Annotated in this window: 10 protein-coding genes; 6 read left to right on the forward strand and 4 right to left on the reverse strand. The window is 67.1% G+C overall.

All coding sequences use genetic code 11. The annotated features are described in order from the left end of the window. Positions 1 to 269 precede the first annotated feature (269 nt). Both vapB and vapC read left to right on the forward strand, forming a co-directional pair. Positions 270 to 491: a type II toxin-antitoxin system VapB family antitoxin gene (vapB, locus tag CCS01_RS09210; protein ID WP_104518532.1), complete on the forward strand. Its 222-nt coding sequence runs from the start codon at positions 270 to 272 to the stop codon at positions 489 to 491. After that, positions 491 to 898 carry a type II toxin-antitoxin system VapC family toxin gene (gene vapC / locus CCS01_RS09215; protein WP_104518533.1) on the forward strand — a complete coding sequence of 136 codons (408 nt, stop codon included), beginning with the start codon at positions 491 to 493 and terminating at the stop codon, positions 896 to 898. The genes vapB and vapC overlap by 1 nt, the downstream gene beginning before the upstream one ends. A gap of 205 nt (positions 899 to 1,103) precedes the next feature. Here the strand turns inward: vapC and CCS01_RS09220 are convergent, their stop codons facing one another. The 4 genes from CCS01_RS09220 to CCS01_RS09235 all read right to left on the reverse strand — a co-directional run bounded on the left by CCS01_RS09220 (position 1,104) and on the right by CCS01_RS09235 (position 7,056). Beyond that, a complete protein-coding gene (locus CCS01_RS09220; protein ID WP_104518534.1) occupies positions 1,104 to 3,182 on the reverse strand; it encodes a molybdopterin-containing oxidoreductase family protein in 2,079 nt (692 codons plus the stop codon). Between the two features lie 87 nt (positions 3,183 to 3,269). Beyond that, the gene (locus CCS01_RS32625; RefSeq protein WP_146101633.1) at positions 3,270 to 3,605 is read right to left on the reverse strand and encodes a hypothetical protein; all 336 of its coding nucleotides are present in this window, start codon (positions 3,603 to 3,605) and stop codon (positions 3,270 to 3,272) included. 1,001 nt (positions 3,606 to 4,606) lie between these two features. Further along, complete coding sequence (locus CCS01_RS09230) at positions 4,607 to 5,575, reverse strand: alpha-E domain-containing protein (RefSeq protein ID WP_239992070.1); 969 nt, start codon at positions 5,573 to 5,575, stop codon at positions 4,607 to 4,609. Beyond that, positions 5,572 to 7,056 (reverse strand): circularly permuted type 2 ATP-grasp protein, encoded by a 1,485-nt coding sequence (locus CCS01_RS09235; RefSeq protein ID WP_408887480.1) that lies wholly within the window; start codon positions 7,054 to 7,056, stop codon positions 5,572 to 5,574. The genes CCS01_RS09230 and CCS01_RS09235 overlap by 4 nt, the downstream gene beginning before the upstream one ends. A gap of 899 nt (positions 7,057 to 7,955) precedes the next feature. Here CCS01_RS09235 and CCS01_RS09240 point away from each other — a divergent pair. The 4 genes from CCS01_RS09240 to hpnR all read left to right on the forward strand — a co-directional run bounded on the left by CCS01_RS09240 (position 7,956) and on the right by hpnR (position 15,738). Continuing rightward, on the forward strand, positions 7,956 to 10,562 hold the full coding sequence (locus tag CCS01_RS09240; RefSeq protein WP_104518536.1) for a methyl-accepting chemotaxis protein: 2,607 nt from the start codon (positions 7,956 to 7,958) through the stop codon (positions 10,560 to 10,562). A gap of 294 nt (positions 10,563 to 10,856) precedes the next feature. Further along, on the forward strand, positions 10,857 to 11,777 hold the full coding sequence (gene thyX / locus CCS01_RS09245; protein ID WP_104518537.1) for an FAD-dependent thymidylate synthase: 921 nt from the start codon (positions 10,857 to 10,859) through the stop codon (positions 11,775 to 11,777). Positions 11,778 to 12,005: 228 nt separating this feature from the next. Then, positions 12,006 to 13,835 carry a potassium transporter Kup gene (locus tag CCS01_RS09250; protein WP_104518538.1) on the forward strand — a complete coding sequence of 610 codons (1,830 nt, stop codon included), beginning with the start codon at positions 12,006 to 12,008 and terminating at the stop codon, positions 13,833 to 13,835. Positions 13,836 to 14,199: 364 nt separating this feature from the next. After that, positions 14,200 to 15,738 carry a hopanoid C-3 methylase HpnR gene (gene hpnR / locus CCS01_RS09255; RefSeq protein ID WP_104518539.1) on the forward strand — a complete coding sequence of 513 codons (1,539 nt, stop codon included), beginning with the start codon at positions 14,200 to 14,202 and terminating at the stop codon, positions 15,736 to 15,738. The last annotated feature ends 2 nt before the right edge of the window (positions 15,739 to 15,740 follow it).

Here is a 15,740-nt window from a genome sequence, read left to right on the forward strand (position 1 = left end):
GCCGCCCGGTGGGTGGCATTGGCGATATGGCGGTGGCGGCGGGTTCGGGAGAATCACCTTGGGCGATGGCCGACGGGCGTTCTGGACCACGGCAGGTGGCGTGGAAAGCGCGGACGCCGGACCGGATGTTCACATAGACGCTGGCTACCCTTGGTAAGCGTCCATGAGGTAACCGTTTGGGAAGTGACCGATTGGCGGACCACGCATCTTGCTCTTGCACCTGCGCCGTCAGATTGGATATACTGAATGGATATACCAAGAGGCACAAGGTGACACGAACGACGCTGTTCCAGACCAACAAGACACAGGCTGTCAGGCTTCCGAAGGACGTCGCCTTTCCTCCCGGTGTGCGGGAGGTGGCAATCCTGCGCGACGGTCCACGTCGGGTCATTGTCCCTGCTGACGCATCATGGGACGACTTCTTCGACGCTCCCGGCGTTGATCCGGGTGAACGCGCACAGCCGGAACACCAACGTCGTGAGGCGTTCTGATGCTGGCGCATATGCTGGATACCAATCTCTGCATTCGGTTGCTGCGGGACCGGCCTCAGGGCCTGCGCGTCCGGTTCAATGCCGAGGCGGATACGCTCTGCATTTCGACGGTCACTCTTGCGGAACTCGTTCGCGGCGCGGCGAAATCCGCCAGGGCAGCAGAAAACCGCCGACAGGTGGAGGGGCTTGCGGGACGGCTTGCAGTCCTGTCATTCGACGAAGATGCAGCAGCGCATGCCGGTGACATCTATGCCGATCTCGAACGCAAAGGCATGCTCATAGGGCCCTATGACATTCTGATTGCTGGTCATGCTCGCAGTCGCGGCCTTGTCGTCATAACCGGGGACCTCGACCATTTCGGGCGTGTCGATGGTCTTCGATGCGAGGACTGGCTGCCGCCCAACTGATCCCGCGATCGATACCAGCGGCCCTGTCCATTGACTGTTTTCCTTCAATCAGCAACGCGGCGGCACCCTGCCTCTACAGTTGAGTTTCACACTTTTTGCCGCCTCGGTGGGGTCGTTGTCGTCCGGTAAATCCTTGTTTTCACTGAACCGGATTTCGGCGACATGAGCCCAATCGACGCCCAAGGGCAGAAACGCAACTGTAATCCTACTCCGCCGCCAGCGGAACCTCGGCCGCCTCGGCCCGCAGCCACACAGCGGTGTCGTGGAACACCGCGCCGCCGAACGGCGGGCCCGGATCGTCGCTGGTCAAGGCATTGATGCCGATGCCGCCCTCGAAGCACGCGCTCGGCCAGATGCTTTCCGCCACCAGCACGCCGGGCTGCTGGCCGTCGGCGATCCGGGCGTGCAGCACCACCTCGCCGCGCTGGTTCCCCAGGCGGATCTTCGCGCCGTCGGCGATCCCGAGCCGCGCCGCGTCGCCGGGATGCAGCAGCACCGTCGGCCGTCCTTCCCGCTTGCGGCCCGACGTCAATTCGGAAAAGCTGGTGTTGAGGAAGCTGCGCGACGGCGCTGTCACCAAGCGGAACGGCGCCTCCGGCGTGGCGGCGTCGATACTGTCCAGCTGGTCCGGCAGCTTCGGCAATACGCCCTTGCGGTCGCCTAAGCTGGCCCAGTCGGGCGCGAAATGGAAGCGCCGATCCGGGGTGGGGAAGCCGTCGAGGAAATGCGCGGTCTGGAATGGCGGCGTCGCATCCACCCAGCGTTGCCGCAGCACCGTCGCGGCGTCGGGATAGCCCGAGGCCCGCAGGGTCGCGTCGGCGATCTCCATTGCCGTCATGTCGAAGCCGCGATGCTTCGCGCCGAGCCGTTCGGCCAGTCCCTGGATCACCTCGTGGTTCGAGCGGCATGCCCCGGGCGGGTCGATCAGTTTGGCGCCGATTTGCAGGTGGCCGTGGCCGCCGGCCTGGTACAGGTCGTCGTGCTCCATGAACATCGTCGCCGGCAGCACGATGTCGGACCAGCGGGCCGTTTCGGTTAAGAACTGTTCGTGCGTGGCCACGAACAGGTCATCCCGCGCGAAGCCGCGCCGCACGCGGTTGCTGTCGGGGCAGACCTCCAGCGGGTTCTGGTTCTGGATCAGCAGTGCGTGCACCGGCGGGCCGTCGCCAAGCTCGGCGCGGTCGCCGGTCAGCACCGAGCCGATGCGGCTCATGTCCATGCTGCGGATGCGGGTGTCGACGGCGTCGAGGCCCTCGATCAGCGCCTTGTTGAGCTTGTACATCCCGCGGTTCGACCACAGCGCGCCGCCGCCTTCGTGCTGCCAGGCGCCGGTGACCGTCGGCAGGCAGGTGACGGCGTGCATCGCGGCGGCGCCGTTGCGGCTGCGGGCGAAGCCGTAGCCGGCACGGATGTAGCTGCGCTTCGTCCGTCCATACAGCGTGCCGAACGCCTCGATCTGCGCGACCGGGATGCCGGTGATGGCGGCGGCCCAGGCGGGATCGCGGCTGCGCAGATGTTCTTCCAGCGCGTCCGGGCAATCCGCGTAGTCCTGCATATACCGCCGATCGGCGTGGCCGTCGCGGAAGGCGATGTGCATCAGCGCGCAGGCCAGCGCCGCGTCGGTGCCCGGCCGCGGCGCCAGGTGGATGTCGGCGACCGCGGCCGTCGGCGTGCGGTAGGGATCGATCACCGCCAGCTTCGCGCCGCGTTCCTTGCGGGCGCGGGCGACGTGGGTCATCACGTTCACCTGGGTCGAGACCGGGTTGCCGCCCCAGACGACAATCAGGTCGGAGCGTGCCATCTCCCGCGGATCGACCCCGCGGCTGGCGCCGACGCCGGCGATCCAGCCGGCCTCGGGCAGCGCGGTGCAGATCGTCAGCTTCTGCCGCGAGTAGCGCATCACGTTGCGCAGCCGGTTGATGCCGTCGCGCTGCACCAGGCCCATGGTGCCGGCGTAGTAGAACGGCCAGACCGCCTCGGTGCCATGGCGCGCGGCGACGGCAGTGAACTGCTCGGCGATGCGGTCCAGCGCCTCCGGCCAGGAGACGGCGCGGAACTGGCCGCTGCCACGCGGGCCGGTGCGCAGCAGCGGTTGCGTCAGGCGGTCGGGATGGTGGATGCGCTCGGCGTAGCGGGAGACTTTGTTGCAGATGACGCCGGCGGTGTAGCTGTTGTCGGCCCCCCGCACGGCGCCGATGCGCCGGCCGTCGATGACTTCGACGGACAGCGCGCAGGTGGAGGGGCAGTCGTGCGGGCAGACGGAGGAACGAATAGCACGGGTCATGGCGACGAGGGTAACCTGTACTCCGGCTACATGAAACCCTTGAAGTGATCTCCTGGCGTGCAGATAGCGACGGAACAGGCCAGCCGTTCAGTGGATTTCGTAAACCGGTGTCGTGGCTCGCCGGCAGGCATCGGCCTGCAATCCTGCAATCTCGGCGGTTGCCCGATCGATATCGCCCAGGCAATCCAGGGCGTCATCCTGCGACAGGGTTCCGTTCCGGATATCTGCCTGCAGGGACTCCACCAAAGCTTTCAGTGCGTTTATCGCCACGATGGCGACGGCCGGGGGCAGCATGGATGGTTCCGGCCTGTACGGCGCCCAACCGGCTTCGGCAACCCACTGCTCCCAGACCAGTTGATCGGCGCGACTTAACAAGTGCACTCCGGCATCCACCAGCCACTGACCTGAAGCCCCTATGGGCATTCCTGCACTCCAACCATCGTCAACCATAACACGGCATGTTAGTACGATTCATGTAAACAGTGTGTTAGCAGTACAAAGCGCATCGTAGTACTCGACATAGGGCATATCGCCGGAAGCCTCCCACAGCCAGTGTCCGCTGCCAATCGGTGACTCGCTCAGGGTCAGGCGGGGATCGAGCGGCTGGTCCGCCCGGACAACCCAATTCCGTTGTGATCCCGTGAGAAGCAGCGGGGCCTCGCTGGTCGATACCCCGCCCGATTTGCCCCTTACCCAAAGGATCCCTGCGCCCAGAGGCGTTGGAAGAAAAGCCACGATATCCCGAACAAATCTTGGGGCCGTAGGGAGCCACCTTACGCGCTCCATCCCTGGACTTGAAAACGACCCTCGGCGGTAAAGTATTTTCGGTGTGGCGGCCATCAAGCCCGTGGAACGAAGTTTGGTTCAAGCAAGAAAAGCAGCGACCGGCGTGAAACGACGGCCGCGCAGGTTCGAACGTTCGCAGGTAACATCTCGGCCAAGGAGGTTAGTTAACCACGATTGGTTAATAATCGCTTAGCGGGACGATCGACGGTCGCATCGCCCTCATTCGGTGACATGTCAGGCGGCCTGGCTTGATCGTAGGCGGTTCGGTAGCTGACCAAGGTCTCCGTCGGGCGGTCTGGCAATGCCGCTCACGCCGAGTCAGCGTGTGCGGAGCAGCGTCACGTTCGGCCTGCATGGCAATGACGCCGATAAATGTCCTGATGGAGCTGATCACCCGCAGTGAACGCCGCTGCTTCGAAAATACGGTTCCGCAGGGTCATCGCCTCAACGTCATGGCTGGGCGTGTCCCGTCCATGACGTTGAGGCAACGGACCCGGCCCTGTCTCTCCAAGTCAGCGCCTATGCGGACAAGCCACGCCATAACGATAAAGACAGGCCGCCTCCGCGTCCCGACTTTCATGCGGTCTGCTGTGATTTGACGATCCGATTGCCGCTCCACGCGCGGCGACGCCAGCCCCTCATCCCCCGAACGTCGCCACGATATCCTGGTGCAGCGCGCCGATCTCCCGCTGCACGTAGTCCAGGAACGGCGACAAATCCCGCGACGCCACCTCGGTGACGTGCTCATACGTCATCGTGCCGTTGAGTTGGTCCAGCCGCTCCAGCGCCGCCGCCATGCCGCGCAGCCCATAGGACGTGCGCAACTGGCTCAGGTGCCATTCGATCCGGCCCAGGTTCAGCCCGACCGAGCGGGGAAACGCCCGGTTCGCCAGCATGAAGCAGGCGACCTCCTGCGGATGGTAGCCGTTCGGGTGTTCCCGCCGGTAGGCGTGGTAGCCCGCCGCCGCGCGCAGCAGGGCGTTCCAGTGGCCGGCGTCGATGTTGTCGCCGGCGTCGGTGCGCGGCACCAGGGCGTGGAAGCGGGTATCCAGCAGGCGCGTGGTCTGGTCCGCCCGCTCCAGGGAACGGCCGATCATGTAGAAGTGCCAGGCCTGGTCGCGGTAGAGCGTGCCCTCGGTGATGCCGGTGTGCGCCTGCGCGCCGTCCTTCAGCATGTTGCAGACGGCAGTGAAATGCTCGGGAATGATACTGTCCGCGTTCAGCGCCCGGATATGGCCGTAGAACACGTTGATCTGCAGCCACATCTCGGTCGAGATCAGCGCCCGCAGCATCCGCGCATTCTCCCGCGCGGCGCTGATGCACGCATGCACGGAGGTCGAGTTGCCGGCGTCCAGCAGGTAGAACGCGCCGACGCTGCCCTGGGTGGCGACGGCGTGGCGCTTGTTGAACGCGACAAGGTCGCCGTTGATGCGCGGGATCGACAGCCAGTTGCGGGTGTCGTCGGGGTCGCGGGCGAAGGTGTTGGTGACGTCCAGGATGCGGGCGAGGTTCTCGATCCGCTCCATGTACCGCGCCAGCCAGATGGTCGCCTCGGCGTGGCGGGCGATCAGGTGCACGGTGTGCTGTGTGGCGATCGTGTCCATCATGCGAGCACCCAGGTATCCTTGGTTCCGCCGCCCTGCGAGGAGTTCACCACCAACGTGCCCTGCTTGAGCGCGACCCGGGTCAGCCCGCCCGGCAGCACCCAGGTGTCCTTGCCGGTGACTGCGAACGGCCGCAGGTCGATGTGGCGGGGCCGCACGCCCTGGTCGCACAGCGTCGGCGAGACCGACAGTTTCAACGTCGGCTGGCTGATGTAGTTGGCCGGATCCGCCTTGAGCAGCCTGGCAAAATCCTCAAGCTGCCGCTTCGAGGCGTGCGGGCCGATCAGCAGGCCATAGCCACCGGATTCCGCCACCGGCTTGACCACGAGCTCGTGCAGGTGGTCCAGGGTATAGGCCAGCGCGTCCGGCTCGGCGCAGATCCGGGTATCGACATTCTTCAGGATCGGCTCTTCCGACAGGTAGTAGCGGATGATGCGCGGCATGTAGGCGTAGATTGCCTTGTCGTCGGCGACGCCGGTGCCGACGGCGTTGGCGATCGCCACCGCGCCCCTGCGCCAGGCCTCGATCAATCCGCGCACGCCCAACATGCTCTCGGGGTTGAAGGTATCGGGGTCGAGGAAGTCGTCGCCGATGCGGCGGTAGATGGTGTGCACCGGCGCGAGGCCGGCGGTCGTGCGCATCCAGACCTTGCCGCCCTCCACCGTCAGGTCGCGGCCTTCCACCAGCGGCACGCCCATCTCGCGCGCCAGGAAGACATGCTCGAAATAGGCGGAGTTGAAGATGCCCGGCGACAGAACCACGACCTGCGGGTCGGACACCGCGGGCGGCGCGATCTCGGCCATCACCTGGTGCAACCGCAAGCCATACTCGTCAACGCCGCGCACCCGCAGGCCGGTCATCAGGTCGGACATCACCCGCAGGCTCATGTGGCGGTTCTCGACCACATAGGAGACGCCGGAAGGGGTGCGGGCGTTGTCCTCCAGCACCCGGAACTCCCCGGTTTCGTCCCGCACGATGTCGGTGCCGCAGATATGCACATAGGTGTTGAGCGGTACGTCGAAGCCGACCATCGCCTCGCAGTAGGCGGCGTTCTTCAGTACGAGCTCGGCGGGAACGATCCCGTCGGCCAGGATCTTCCGCTCGTGGTAGATGTCGTGCAGGAACATGTTCAGCGCCCGCACGCGCTGCACCACGCCGGTCTCAATATGCTGCCACTCGGCGGGGGTCAGTATCCGAGGGATCAGGTCGAAGGGCAGGATGCGGTCGATCGCGGTGGCGTCGGAATAGACGGTGAAGGTGATGCCGCGCTCCAGCAGGTCGCGTTCCGCATCGATCGCCCGCTGCCGCAACGAGCCGATCGGCAGGGCGGCGAGGCGGGACATCAGCAGCGTCAGGGTGGGATGGGGAGGCTGGCCCGGCCGCAGCATCTCGCAGAAGAAGCCGCCGGGATCATAGCCCTGCATCGTCCCGTGCGGCGGCGAAAGAGTCTGTGTCTGCGATTGGCTCAGGCCATCCGTCTGCATGCCCGTCTCCGTTTTGCAATGCGGCATGATAGAGCAAACCGGCAGGGTGGGAAGGCGGAATCCGGTGCCGTGGCCGGGGCCCGGCATGGCTGCGGGCGGCGCGGGGTCGTCGCCGTATCGTCATGGCCGGGCATGTCCCCGTGCGTATCAGGATAGGGCGTCCGGCGGAGCACGGGCTTCTTCCCCTCCGTCATGGCCGGGCGTGTCCCGGCCATCTGCGCTTCGACGGTGGGGGGGTGGATGGCCGGGACATGCCCTACGCAATGCACACATCCTGGAAACGAGTCGGAAATGACCGTAAAATCAAGTGCTTGCCTGGGCGCCAAGAGCGTTCCCCCATCGTCATGGCCCGGCTTGTCCGGGCCACCTATTCCAGCACTTGTGCCGCGACAGGTGGCCCGGACAAGCCGGGCCATGACGAAAGGGAAACGCAGCGGCGGACCGTTTCCGAGATGTGTGCATCCCGTAGGGACATGCCCGGCCATGCCGGAGGGGGAACGGTCCAGGCCACCCCGTTCTTCCGCCCCGTCCTTCGCCACCGGGTCCTTCGCCGAACTCGTCCTGTCCCGGCACGCACCGGGTTGCGCCTGCGCGGAACGCCCCACGGGACCACCGCGGCAGCCCGCCATCACGACAACCATTCGAAATGAATGGCTTTAACTGATTGATACAAATTATTCGTTTCAACCGTTATTTCCTCGCAAATCCGACCGAGGGACTCCGATACGGCTGACAACACCGCGCTGACCGCCGACGCCGCCGGCAACGGCCGGCATCCCCGCCGGCACAAGGGGATCGGCCTGCGCGGCAGGATCATCCTGCCGCTGCTGCTGCCGGTTCTCACGCTGCTGGCCCTGTCTGGCGTCCTGCTGGCCGGGCGGTTGCAGGGGGTCGCCGCGATGCAGCGCGTCGAGTCCCTGGCCGCGCTGGCCATCGACACCAGCGCCCTGGTGCACGAGGTGCAGCGGGAGCGCGGCGCCTCCAGCGGGTTCCTCAGCAGCAAGGGCACCGAACTGGCCGCGGAACTGACGGCGCAACGCTCGCGCACCGACGCGCGCCTGGCCGCCTTCAACGCCCGGCTGGAGCATATCCGCACCGGAGCCGCAGGCACTGCCTTGGCGGATAAGATCGCCGCCGCCCGCGATGCGTTCGCCGGCCTCGCCGACATGCGCCGGCAGGTCAGTGACCTGACGGTTACGCCGGAGACCAGTTTCACCTGGTTCACGGCCGCGAACACCAGGCTGCTCGACATGCTCGGCCAGGCCGCGACGGATGTCGAAGCACCGGATGTCGCCCGGTCACTTGCGGTCTATCTCAGCCTGCTGCACGCCAAGGAACTGGCCGGCCAGGAACGCGCGGTCGGTGCAGCGGGCTTCGCCGCCGGGCGGTTCGACGTCGCCAGGCTGCGCCACCTGACGACGCTGGCCGATCAGCCGGACCTGTATTTCCGCATCATCGCCGAAACGGCCGCCCCGGCGCGGGCCGCCTTCATGCGGCAGACCCTGACCGGGGAAGCCGTTGACACGGTCGCCAGGATGCGCCGCACGGCGGTCGAAGGCGGCATCGACGGCCACCTGGACGGGATCACCGGCGGCGCATGGTTCAACGCCGCGACCGCCCGCATCGACCGCCTCAAGCTGGTCGAGGACCGCATGGCGGCCGATCTGCAGGCGCAGGCCGCCGGCATCCGCGGCAGGGCCGAAACCTGGCTGTATGCTACCGCCGCCGCGCTGCTGGCGCTGACGGCGGTCGTCTCCACGGCGATGATCCGCGCGATCATGCGGCCGTTGGACAGCCATATCGGCACGATGCAGCGCCTCGCCGTCGGCGAAACCGACGTCGTCGTCGCCGGCACCGAGCGTCCGGATGAACCCGGCAGCATGGCCCGGGCCATCGCGGTGTTCCGCGACCACGCCATCGAAAACCAGCGCTTCGCCGCCGAACAGCAGGTCGAGCGCGCCCGCGCCGAGGCGGTGCGCACCGAAACCATGGCGGTGATGGCCGAGCGGATCGAGGCCGAGGCGCGCGAGGCGATGGTCGAATGCAGCCGCCAGACCGCCGCCCTGGCCGCGGTCGCCGACGCCATGCAGAACTCCGCCGGCCGCACCGGCGCGTCGGCCGACAGCGCGGCGGGCGCGGCGGCGCAGGTGCTGGGCAATACCCCGGTGGTGGCCAGCGCCGCCGAGGAACTGACCGCCTCGATCCAGGAAATCGGCAGCCAGATGCAGCAATCCACCCAGACCGTCACGCACGCCGTCCAGGCCAGCCAGGCCACGCGCGAAGCAATCGAGGCGCTGAACGAGCGGGTCGGCAGCATCGGCCAGGTCGCCGACATGATCAGCGAGATCGCCTCCCGCACCAACCTGCTGGCGCTGAACGCGACGATCGAGGCCGCCCGCGCCGGCGAGGCCGGCAAAGGCTTCGCCGTGGTGGCGAGCGAGGTGAAGCAACTCGCCGCGCAGACGGCCCGTTCGACCGAGGAGATCACCCGGCACATCGCCGAGGTGCGGGCCGCCACCGGCGCCTCGGTCGCCGCCGTGGGCCAGATCGACGCGGCCATCGGCGAGGTCAACGGCATCGTCGGCTCGATCGCCGCCGCCATCGAGGAACAAAGCGCGGCGACCGCCGAGATCGCCCGCAACGTCATCGACACCGCCGCCGCCGCCACGCTGATGAGCGACCGCACGCACGAGGTGTCGGCCGAGGCCGCCGCCACCGGCGAGGCCGCGACCCGGGTGCGCGACAACACCCTGGCGCTGAACGAGACGATGAAAAGCCTGCAGCGTGCCTTAGTGCGCATGGTCCGCACCTCGAGCAAGGACGTGGACCGGCGGCGGCACCGCCGGCGGCCGAGCCATGCCGAGGCGACGATGACGCATGGCGGCCAGGCCGCGCCCGCGATAGTGCACAACGTGTCCGAGCGCGGCTGCTTCGTGGTCACCACCGCCGACTGCCAGGCCGGCGAGTCGGTGGAGATCGCCCTGGCCCGCTTTGCCAGGCGGCTGCACGGCCACGTGCTGGCGCGGTCCGACGTCGGGCTGCACATCAGCTTCCCCGACACCGACATTCCGGCCGCCGAGGTGGACGCCATCAGCCTGGCGACGGTGGCTGCGCTGCTGAAGCAGACTACGGCGGAGTACCGCGCCCTGGCCGATGGCGCATCCGCTGCCCTGGCCGATGGCGCATCCGCTGCCCTGGCCTCGGGCGGCGCGCGGCCGGATGCCCTGGCGGACCGCTGGACCTTTGCCTTCGACGGCTGGTACGACACCGTCACCGACCCCGAGACGCTGGCGCTGCCGTCCTTCCGGGCGATCGGACCTCTGCGCCGCGCCCTGTATGACAGCCGGGACGCGCTGCTGATGGCGATCAGCGCCGGTGACCGGCTATCGGCGCAGCGCTCGCTCGACGAACTGCGGCAGCATGACGAGTCGCTGCTGCGCGGGCTGGAGGCGTTCGGCCGGGTCTATGCCGCGACCGTCGCGCAGCCGGGCGCCGCTGCCGCGTGAATGCGAGTTGCCGTGCGGCGCGATCGAGCAAATCGGCGGGGAAGGGATGATTCGGACGCCTGGTTTAGCCCGTCATGGCGGTCGCAGGGCCGCCATCCACGCCTTGCGGTGCCGATACAGGCGAAGGCGTGGATGCCGGGCCTCCGCCCGGCATGACGATCGGGAATGGCCGCCCTTTGACCGCCTCCTTGGTATCATGCGAGGCTGGCCTTTCGAATTGGCCCCGGCAAAGCCCCTTTCTCAGCAATACCGCAAAGCGGTAAGGACAATCGCTGTTCCAAGGGAGACGCATCGGTGGCTGACGATTTACAGAGGCAGGAAATCGCCGACGCCCGCGCGTCGGCCGCTGAGACCATCCGGCCGACGGTGCCGGCGCTGGAGGCCATGCTGTTCCAGGCCTTCCCGGTGCTCGACCACGGCTTCGTCCGCGTCATCGACTACATGGGCGACGATTCCGCCATCGTGCAGGCCGCCCGCGTCTCCTACGGCCGCGGCACGAAGCGGGTGCAGGAGGACGCCGGGCTGATCCGCTACCTGATGCGCCACCGGCACACCACGCCGTTCGAGATGTGCGACATCAAGTTCCACGTCAAACTGCCGATTTTCGTGGCGCGACAGTGGATCCGCCACAGGACGGCCAGCGTCAACGAATACTCGGCGCGCTACTCCATCCTGGACAACGAGTTCTACATCCCCGCCCCCGGGAACCTCGCCGCCCAGTCGGCGACCAACCGCCAGGGCCGCGGCGAGGTGCTGGACGGCGCGGAAGCGGCCGAGGTGCTGGACCTGCTGCGTTCGGACGCCGAGCGCTGCTACGCGCACTACGCGCAGATGCTGAACGAGGGCGACGACGCCGATCCCACCCGCCGCGGCCTGGCGCGGGAACTGGCGCGGATGAACCTGACGCTGAACACCTACACGCAGTGGTACTGGAAGACCAATCTGCACAACCTGTTCCACTTCCTGTCGCTGCGGGCCGACTCGCATGCGCAGTACGAAATCCGGGTCTACGCCGAGACCATGCTGCGCATCACCGAGGCCTGGGTGCCGATCGCCTGCGCCGCCTTCCGGGATTACCGGCTGGGCGCGGTGACGCTGTCGGCGCAGATGGTCGCGGTGCTGCAGCGCATGCTGGCCGGCGAGGCCGTCACGCAGGAGACGAGCGGCCTGAACCGCCGCGAGTGGACCGAGTTCACCGCCTGCTTTCCGCGCTGACCGCCCGGCCGGGATGGTTTCGGCCCGGGCGCCTGGCCGGGGCGGCGCCCCCTTGCTTGCTCCCGGCTGGTCCCCACGGTAAGGAACGGCAGCCTGGGCAACCTGGTGAAGGACCGTGACCGGACGAGAACCAGCGCCGCGCATCATCCCCCGTATGAGGTCAAGCATTTGAGCCACGATCAGGAGACCGCGGGAACCGGCAGGGCCGCTCCGGGTCTTGGCATACTGATGGCTGTGCTGGGCGTCGTGTATGGCGACATCGGCACCAGCCCGCTCTACGCCTTCAAGGCCAGCCTGCAGCTGTTCGATCCGACGAAGACCACCGCTGTCGAGATCATGGGCGTGCTGTCCCTGATCTTCTGGTCGCTGATCATCATCGTCACGATCAAGTACGTCTTCCTGGTGATGCGGGCCGACAACCGCGGCGAGGGCGGTATCCTGGCGCTGATGGCGCTGGCGCAGCGCGTCTCCATCGGCGCCGGGACCAAGCGCACGCTGGCGCTGATCGGCATCGCCGGCGCCTGCCTGTTCTTCGGCGACGGCGTGATCACGCCGGCGATTTCCGTGCTGTCGGCGCTGGAGGGCCTGAAAGTCTCCGCGCCGAGCCTGAAGCTCTACGTCCTGCCGATATCCATTGCGGTGATCGCCGGCCTGTTCGCCATGCAACGCCAGGGCACCGGCCGGGTCGGCCGGTTGTTCGGCCCGGTGATGATCGTCTGGTTCCTCGCCATCGGCGTGCTCGGCACGCTGGAGATCATGAAGCACCCGTTCGTGCTGTATGCGGTTTCGCCGTCCTACGCCCTGCAACTGTGTATTCAATACAAAGGCATGGCGTTCTTCGTGCTGGGCGCCGTGGTGCTGTGCGTCACCGGGGCCGAGGCGCTGTATGCCGACATGGGGCATTTTGGCGCCTGGCCGATCCGGATCTCCTGGCTGCTGTTCGTGCTGCCCTGCCTGGTGCTGAACTATTTCGGCCAGGGCGCGCTGATGATCGGCGACACCGCGGCGATCCAGAACCCCTTCTTCCTGCTGGGGCCCGAATGGCTGCGGCTGCCGATGGTGCTGCTGGCGACGGTGGCCACGGTGATCGCCAGCCAGGCGGTGATATCGGGCGCGTTCTCGGTGGCGCGGCAGTGCACGCAAATGGGCTTCCTGCCGCGCATGACGGTGCGGCACACCTCCACAATGGAGGAAGGCCAGATCTACGTGCCGCAGGTGAACACGGCGCTGGCGGTTGGCGTGGTGCTGCTGGTGCTGGCGTTCAAGACGTCGGACAGCCTGGCCTCGGCCTACGGTATTGCCGTTACCGGCACCTTCCTGTGCACCGCCGTCCTGGCGATGGTGGTATTCCGCCGGCAGTTCCACTGGTCGCGCTTCGCCGCGATTTCCGTATTCGGCGTCCTGTTCCTGATCGACTCGGTGTTCTTCTCGGCCAACACGATCAAGGTGGTGGAAGGCGGCTGGGTGCCGCTGGCGTTGGGCATCTCGCTGACCGGCCTGATGACGTCGTGGAAGCAGGGGCGCGACGTGCTGCTGTCACGCTGGAAGCAGTCCAGCATGCCGCTGGCGCCGTTCCTGACCCGGCTGCCGCAGTCACGCATCATCCGGGTGCCCGGGCTGGCGGTGTTCATGACCAGCAACCCGGACTATGTGCCGACGTCGCTGCTGCACAACCTCAAGCACAATAAGGTGCTGCACGAGAATGTCCTGTTCGTGACGGTGGAGAACGAGGACGTCCCCGAGGTTTCGCCACAGCGCCGGGCCGAGGTGGCGGAGCTGGCGCCCGGCGTCCACCGGGTGATCCTGCGCTACGGCTTCATGGAAAGCCCGAACATCCCGCGCGAGCTGGAGGATCAGACCGACAAGCTGGGCGTGCGCGTCTCCCAGGCCAGCTACTTCCTGGGCCGCGAGGTGCTGGTGCCCGGCATGGCGCCGAAACTGTCCTGGTGGCGCCGCGGCCTGTTCCTGATCATGGCCCGCAACGCGGTGCCGGCGACGGAGTTCTTCCGCATTCCCAGCGACCGGGTGGTGGAGCTGGGAGTCCGCATCACGATCTGACCGCGGACGCGGCAGTCGGCGTCGTTCGTCTTATTGCCGCGGCCAGATCCGTTGCTTCCCCGTCATGGCCCGGATAAGCCGGGCCATGACGGTGTGGGAACGGCCGTTCTCCAGCCACAGGCTGATGCTGATAGGCATGGGGCGTGTCCCGGCCATGACGATAGGGCGACGACCTTGCTCCGATACTGTCCCATCCCTGATCCGGATACGGCCTGAGCCGGCCAGCCATGCGCGGGTAGCCAATCTGGCGCGGCAGAATTCGCGTTCACGATCGCGCAACAAGCCGGCTGGGGGCCTCGACTTGCCGCCAACAAACCGGTCGGATCGCCTTGGGTCGTCAGCCGCACCAATCCGGGGGTTCCCCATGAAGTTGCTTGCCGTCCATCCGAGCGGGCTGATGTACACACGTGTCTTCCTGACGCTGGAGCCGCTCGGGCTTGAACTGGTCGCCGGCGCGGCGCGCGCCGCCGGGCACGACGTCCGGATGGTTGACCTGCAGGTGGAGAAGCCGCGTCGCCTGTGGCAGGAGATCGACCAGTGGCGGCCGGACGCGGTGTGCTTCGGTGGCAACTACCTGGCCAACATGCCGGAGATTATCGACACGGCTAAGGCGATCAAGGCGCGCCTGCCGGCGTGCTTCCTATTCGTCGGTGGCCATAGCGCCAGCTTCGTGGCCGACGATCTGCTGATGCATGGCGGCGGGACGATCGACTGTGTGGTCAAGGGCGAGGGCGAAGCCGCGGTGCCGCTGCTGCTGCGGGCCGTGGCGGACGGCGGCGATCTCCTGTCCGTGCCCGGTGCGGTGAGCCGGTCCGGCGAGGGGCCGCCGCCGCGCTTCGTCGAGAGCCTCGATACGATCCGCCCGGCGCGCGACCTGCTGGCGCGGCGGCGGCGGTATTTCATCGGCACGCTCGATCCCTGCGCCTCGATCGAGTTCGCCCGCGGCTGTCCGTGGGATTGCACGTTCTGCAGCGCCTGGACGTTCTATGGCCGCAGCTACCGCGTCGCCTCGCCCGAGGTGATCGCCGAGGAACTGGCGCACATCCGCGAGCCTGGCGTGTTCATCGTCGACGACGTGGCCTTCGTGCACGCAAAGCACGGACTGGCCATTGCCGAGGCGATCCGCCGGCGCGGCATCCGCAAGCAGTATTACCTGGAGACGCGCGGCGACGTGCTGCTGCGCAACCTGGAGGTCTTCCGCGCCTGGCGCGACCTGGGCCTGAAGATCATGTTCATCGGGATGGAGGCGATCGACGACGAGGGGCTGCGGCGCTTCCGCAAGCGCATCGACCTCGACCACAACATGCAGGCGCTGGAGGCGGCACGGTCGCTGGGCATCAACGTCGCCATCAACCTGATCGCCGATCCGTCGTGGGACCGGGAGAGGTTCGAAACGATCAGGCGGTGGTGCCTGGAAATCCCGGAGGTCGTCAACATCAGCGTCACGACGCCGTATCCCGGCACCGAGATCTGGCATACCGAGCAGCGCAAGCTGACGACGCGGGACTACCGGCTGTTCGACATCCAGCATGCCGTGCTGCCGACGACGTTGCCGCTGCCCGTATTCTACGCCGAGCTGGTGAAGACGCAGCAGGTGCTGAACACCAAGCACCTGGGGCTGGCCGCGATCCGCCAGACCGCGGGCATCATCGGTCGGCTGCTGTTGCGCGGCCAGACCAATTTCCTGCGCACCGTCTGGAAGTTCAATTCGGTGTTCAATCCGGCCTTGCAGATGGCGGATCACGCCCGGCCGGTGGCGTACGAGCTGCCGCTGCCGCAGGCTTCACTCGCCGATCGGCGGGCGCTGTATGTGCACAAGCCGGCGGGACGGCGTGGGCGCGCGCTGGATGACGCGACGGAGCGATTTGTCGATGCCGGCCGGGTTGGGGTTGGTGGGGGGTGATG

This window comes from Rhodopila globiformis (assembly GCF_002937115.1).
In the GTDB taxonomy this organism is placed as follows: domain Bacteria; phylum Pseudomonadota; class Alphaproteobacteria; order Acetobacterales; family Acetobacteraceae; genus Rhodopila; species Rhodopila globiformis.

Excerpts from the sequence above, each read along its gene's own strand:
- vapC (WP_104518533.1), top strand. The coding sequence starts at position 491 with ATGCTGGCGCATATGCTGGATACCAATCTCTGCATTCGGTTGCTGCGG.
- CCS01_RS09220 (WP_104518534.1), bottom strand. The coding sequence starts at position 3,182 with ATGACCCGTGCTATTCGTTCCTCCGTCTGCCCGCACGACTGCCCCTCC.
- CCS01_RS32625 (WP_146101633.1), bottom strand. The coding sequence starts at position 3,605 with ATGCCCATAGGGGCTTCAGGTCAGTGGCTGGTGGATGCCGGAGTGCAC.
- CCS01_RS09230 (WP_239992070.1), bottom strand. The coding sequence starts at position 5,575 with ATGATGGACACGATCGCCACACAGCACACCGTGCACCTGATCGCCCGC.
- CCS01_RS09235 (WP_408887480.1), bottom strand. The coding sequence starts at position 7,056 with ATGCAGACGGATGGCCTGAGCCAATCGCAGACACAGACTCTTTCGCCG.
- CCS01_RS09240 (WP_104518536.1), top strand. The coding sequence starts at position 7,956 with ATGCAGCGCGTCGAGTCCCTGGCCGCGCTGGCCATCGACACCAGCGCC.
- CCS01_RS09250 (WP_104518538.1), top strand. The coding sequence starts at position 12,006 with ATGGCTGTGCTGGGCGTCGTGTATGGCGACATCGGCACCAGCCCGCTC.
- hpnR (WP_104518539.1), top strand. The coding sequence starts at position 14,200 with ATGAAGTTGCTTGCCGTCCATCCGAGCGGGCTGATGTACACACGTGTC.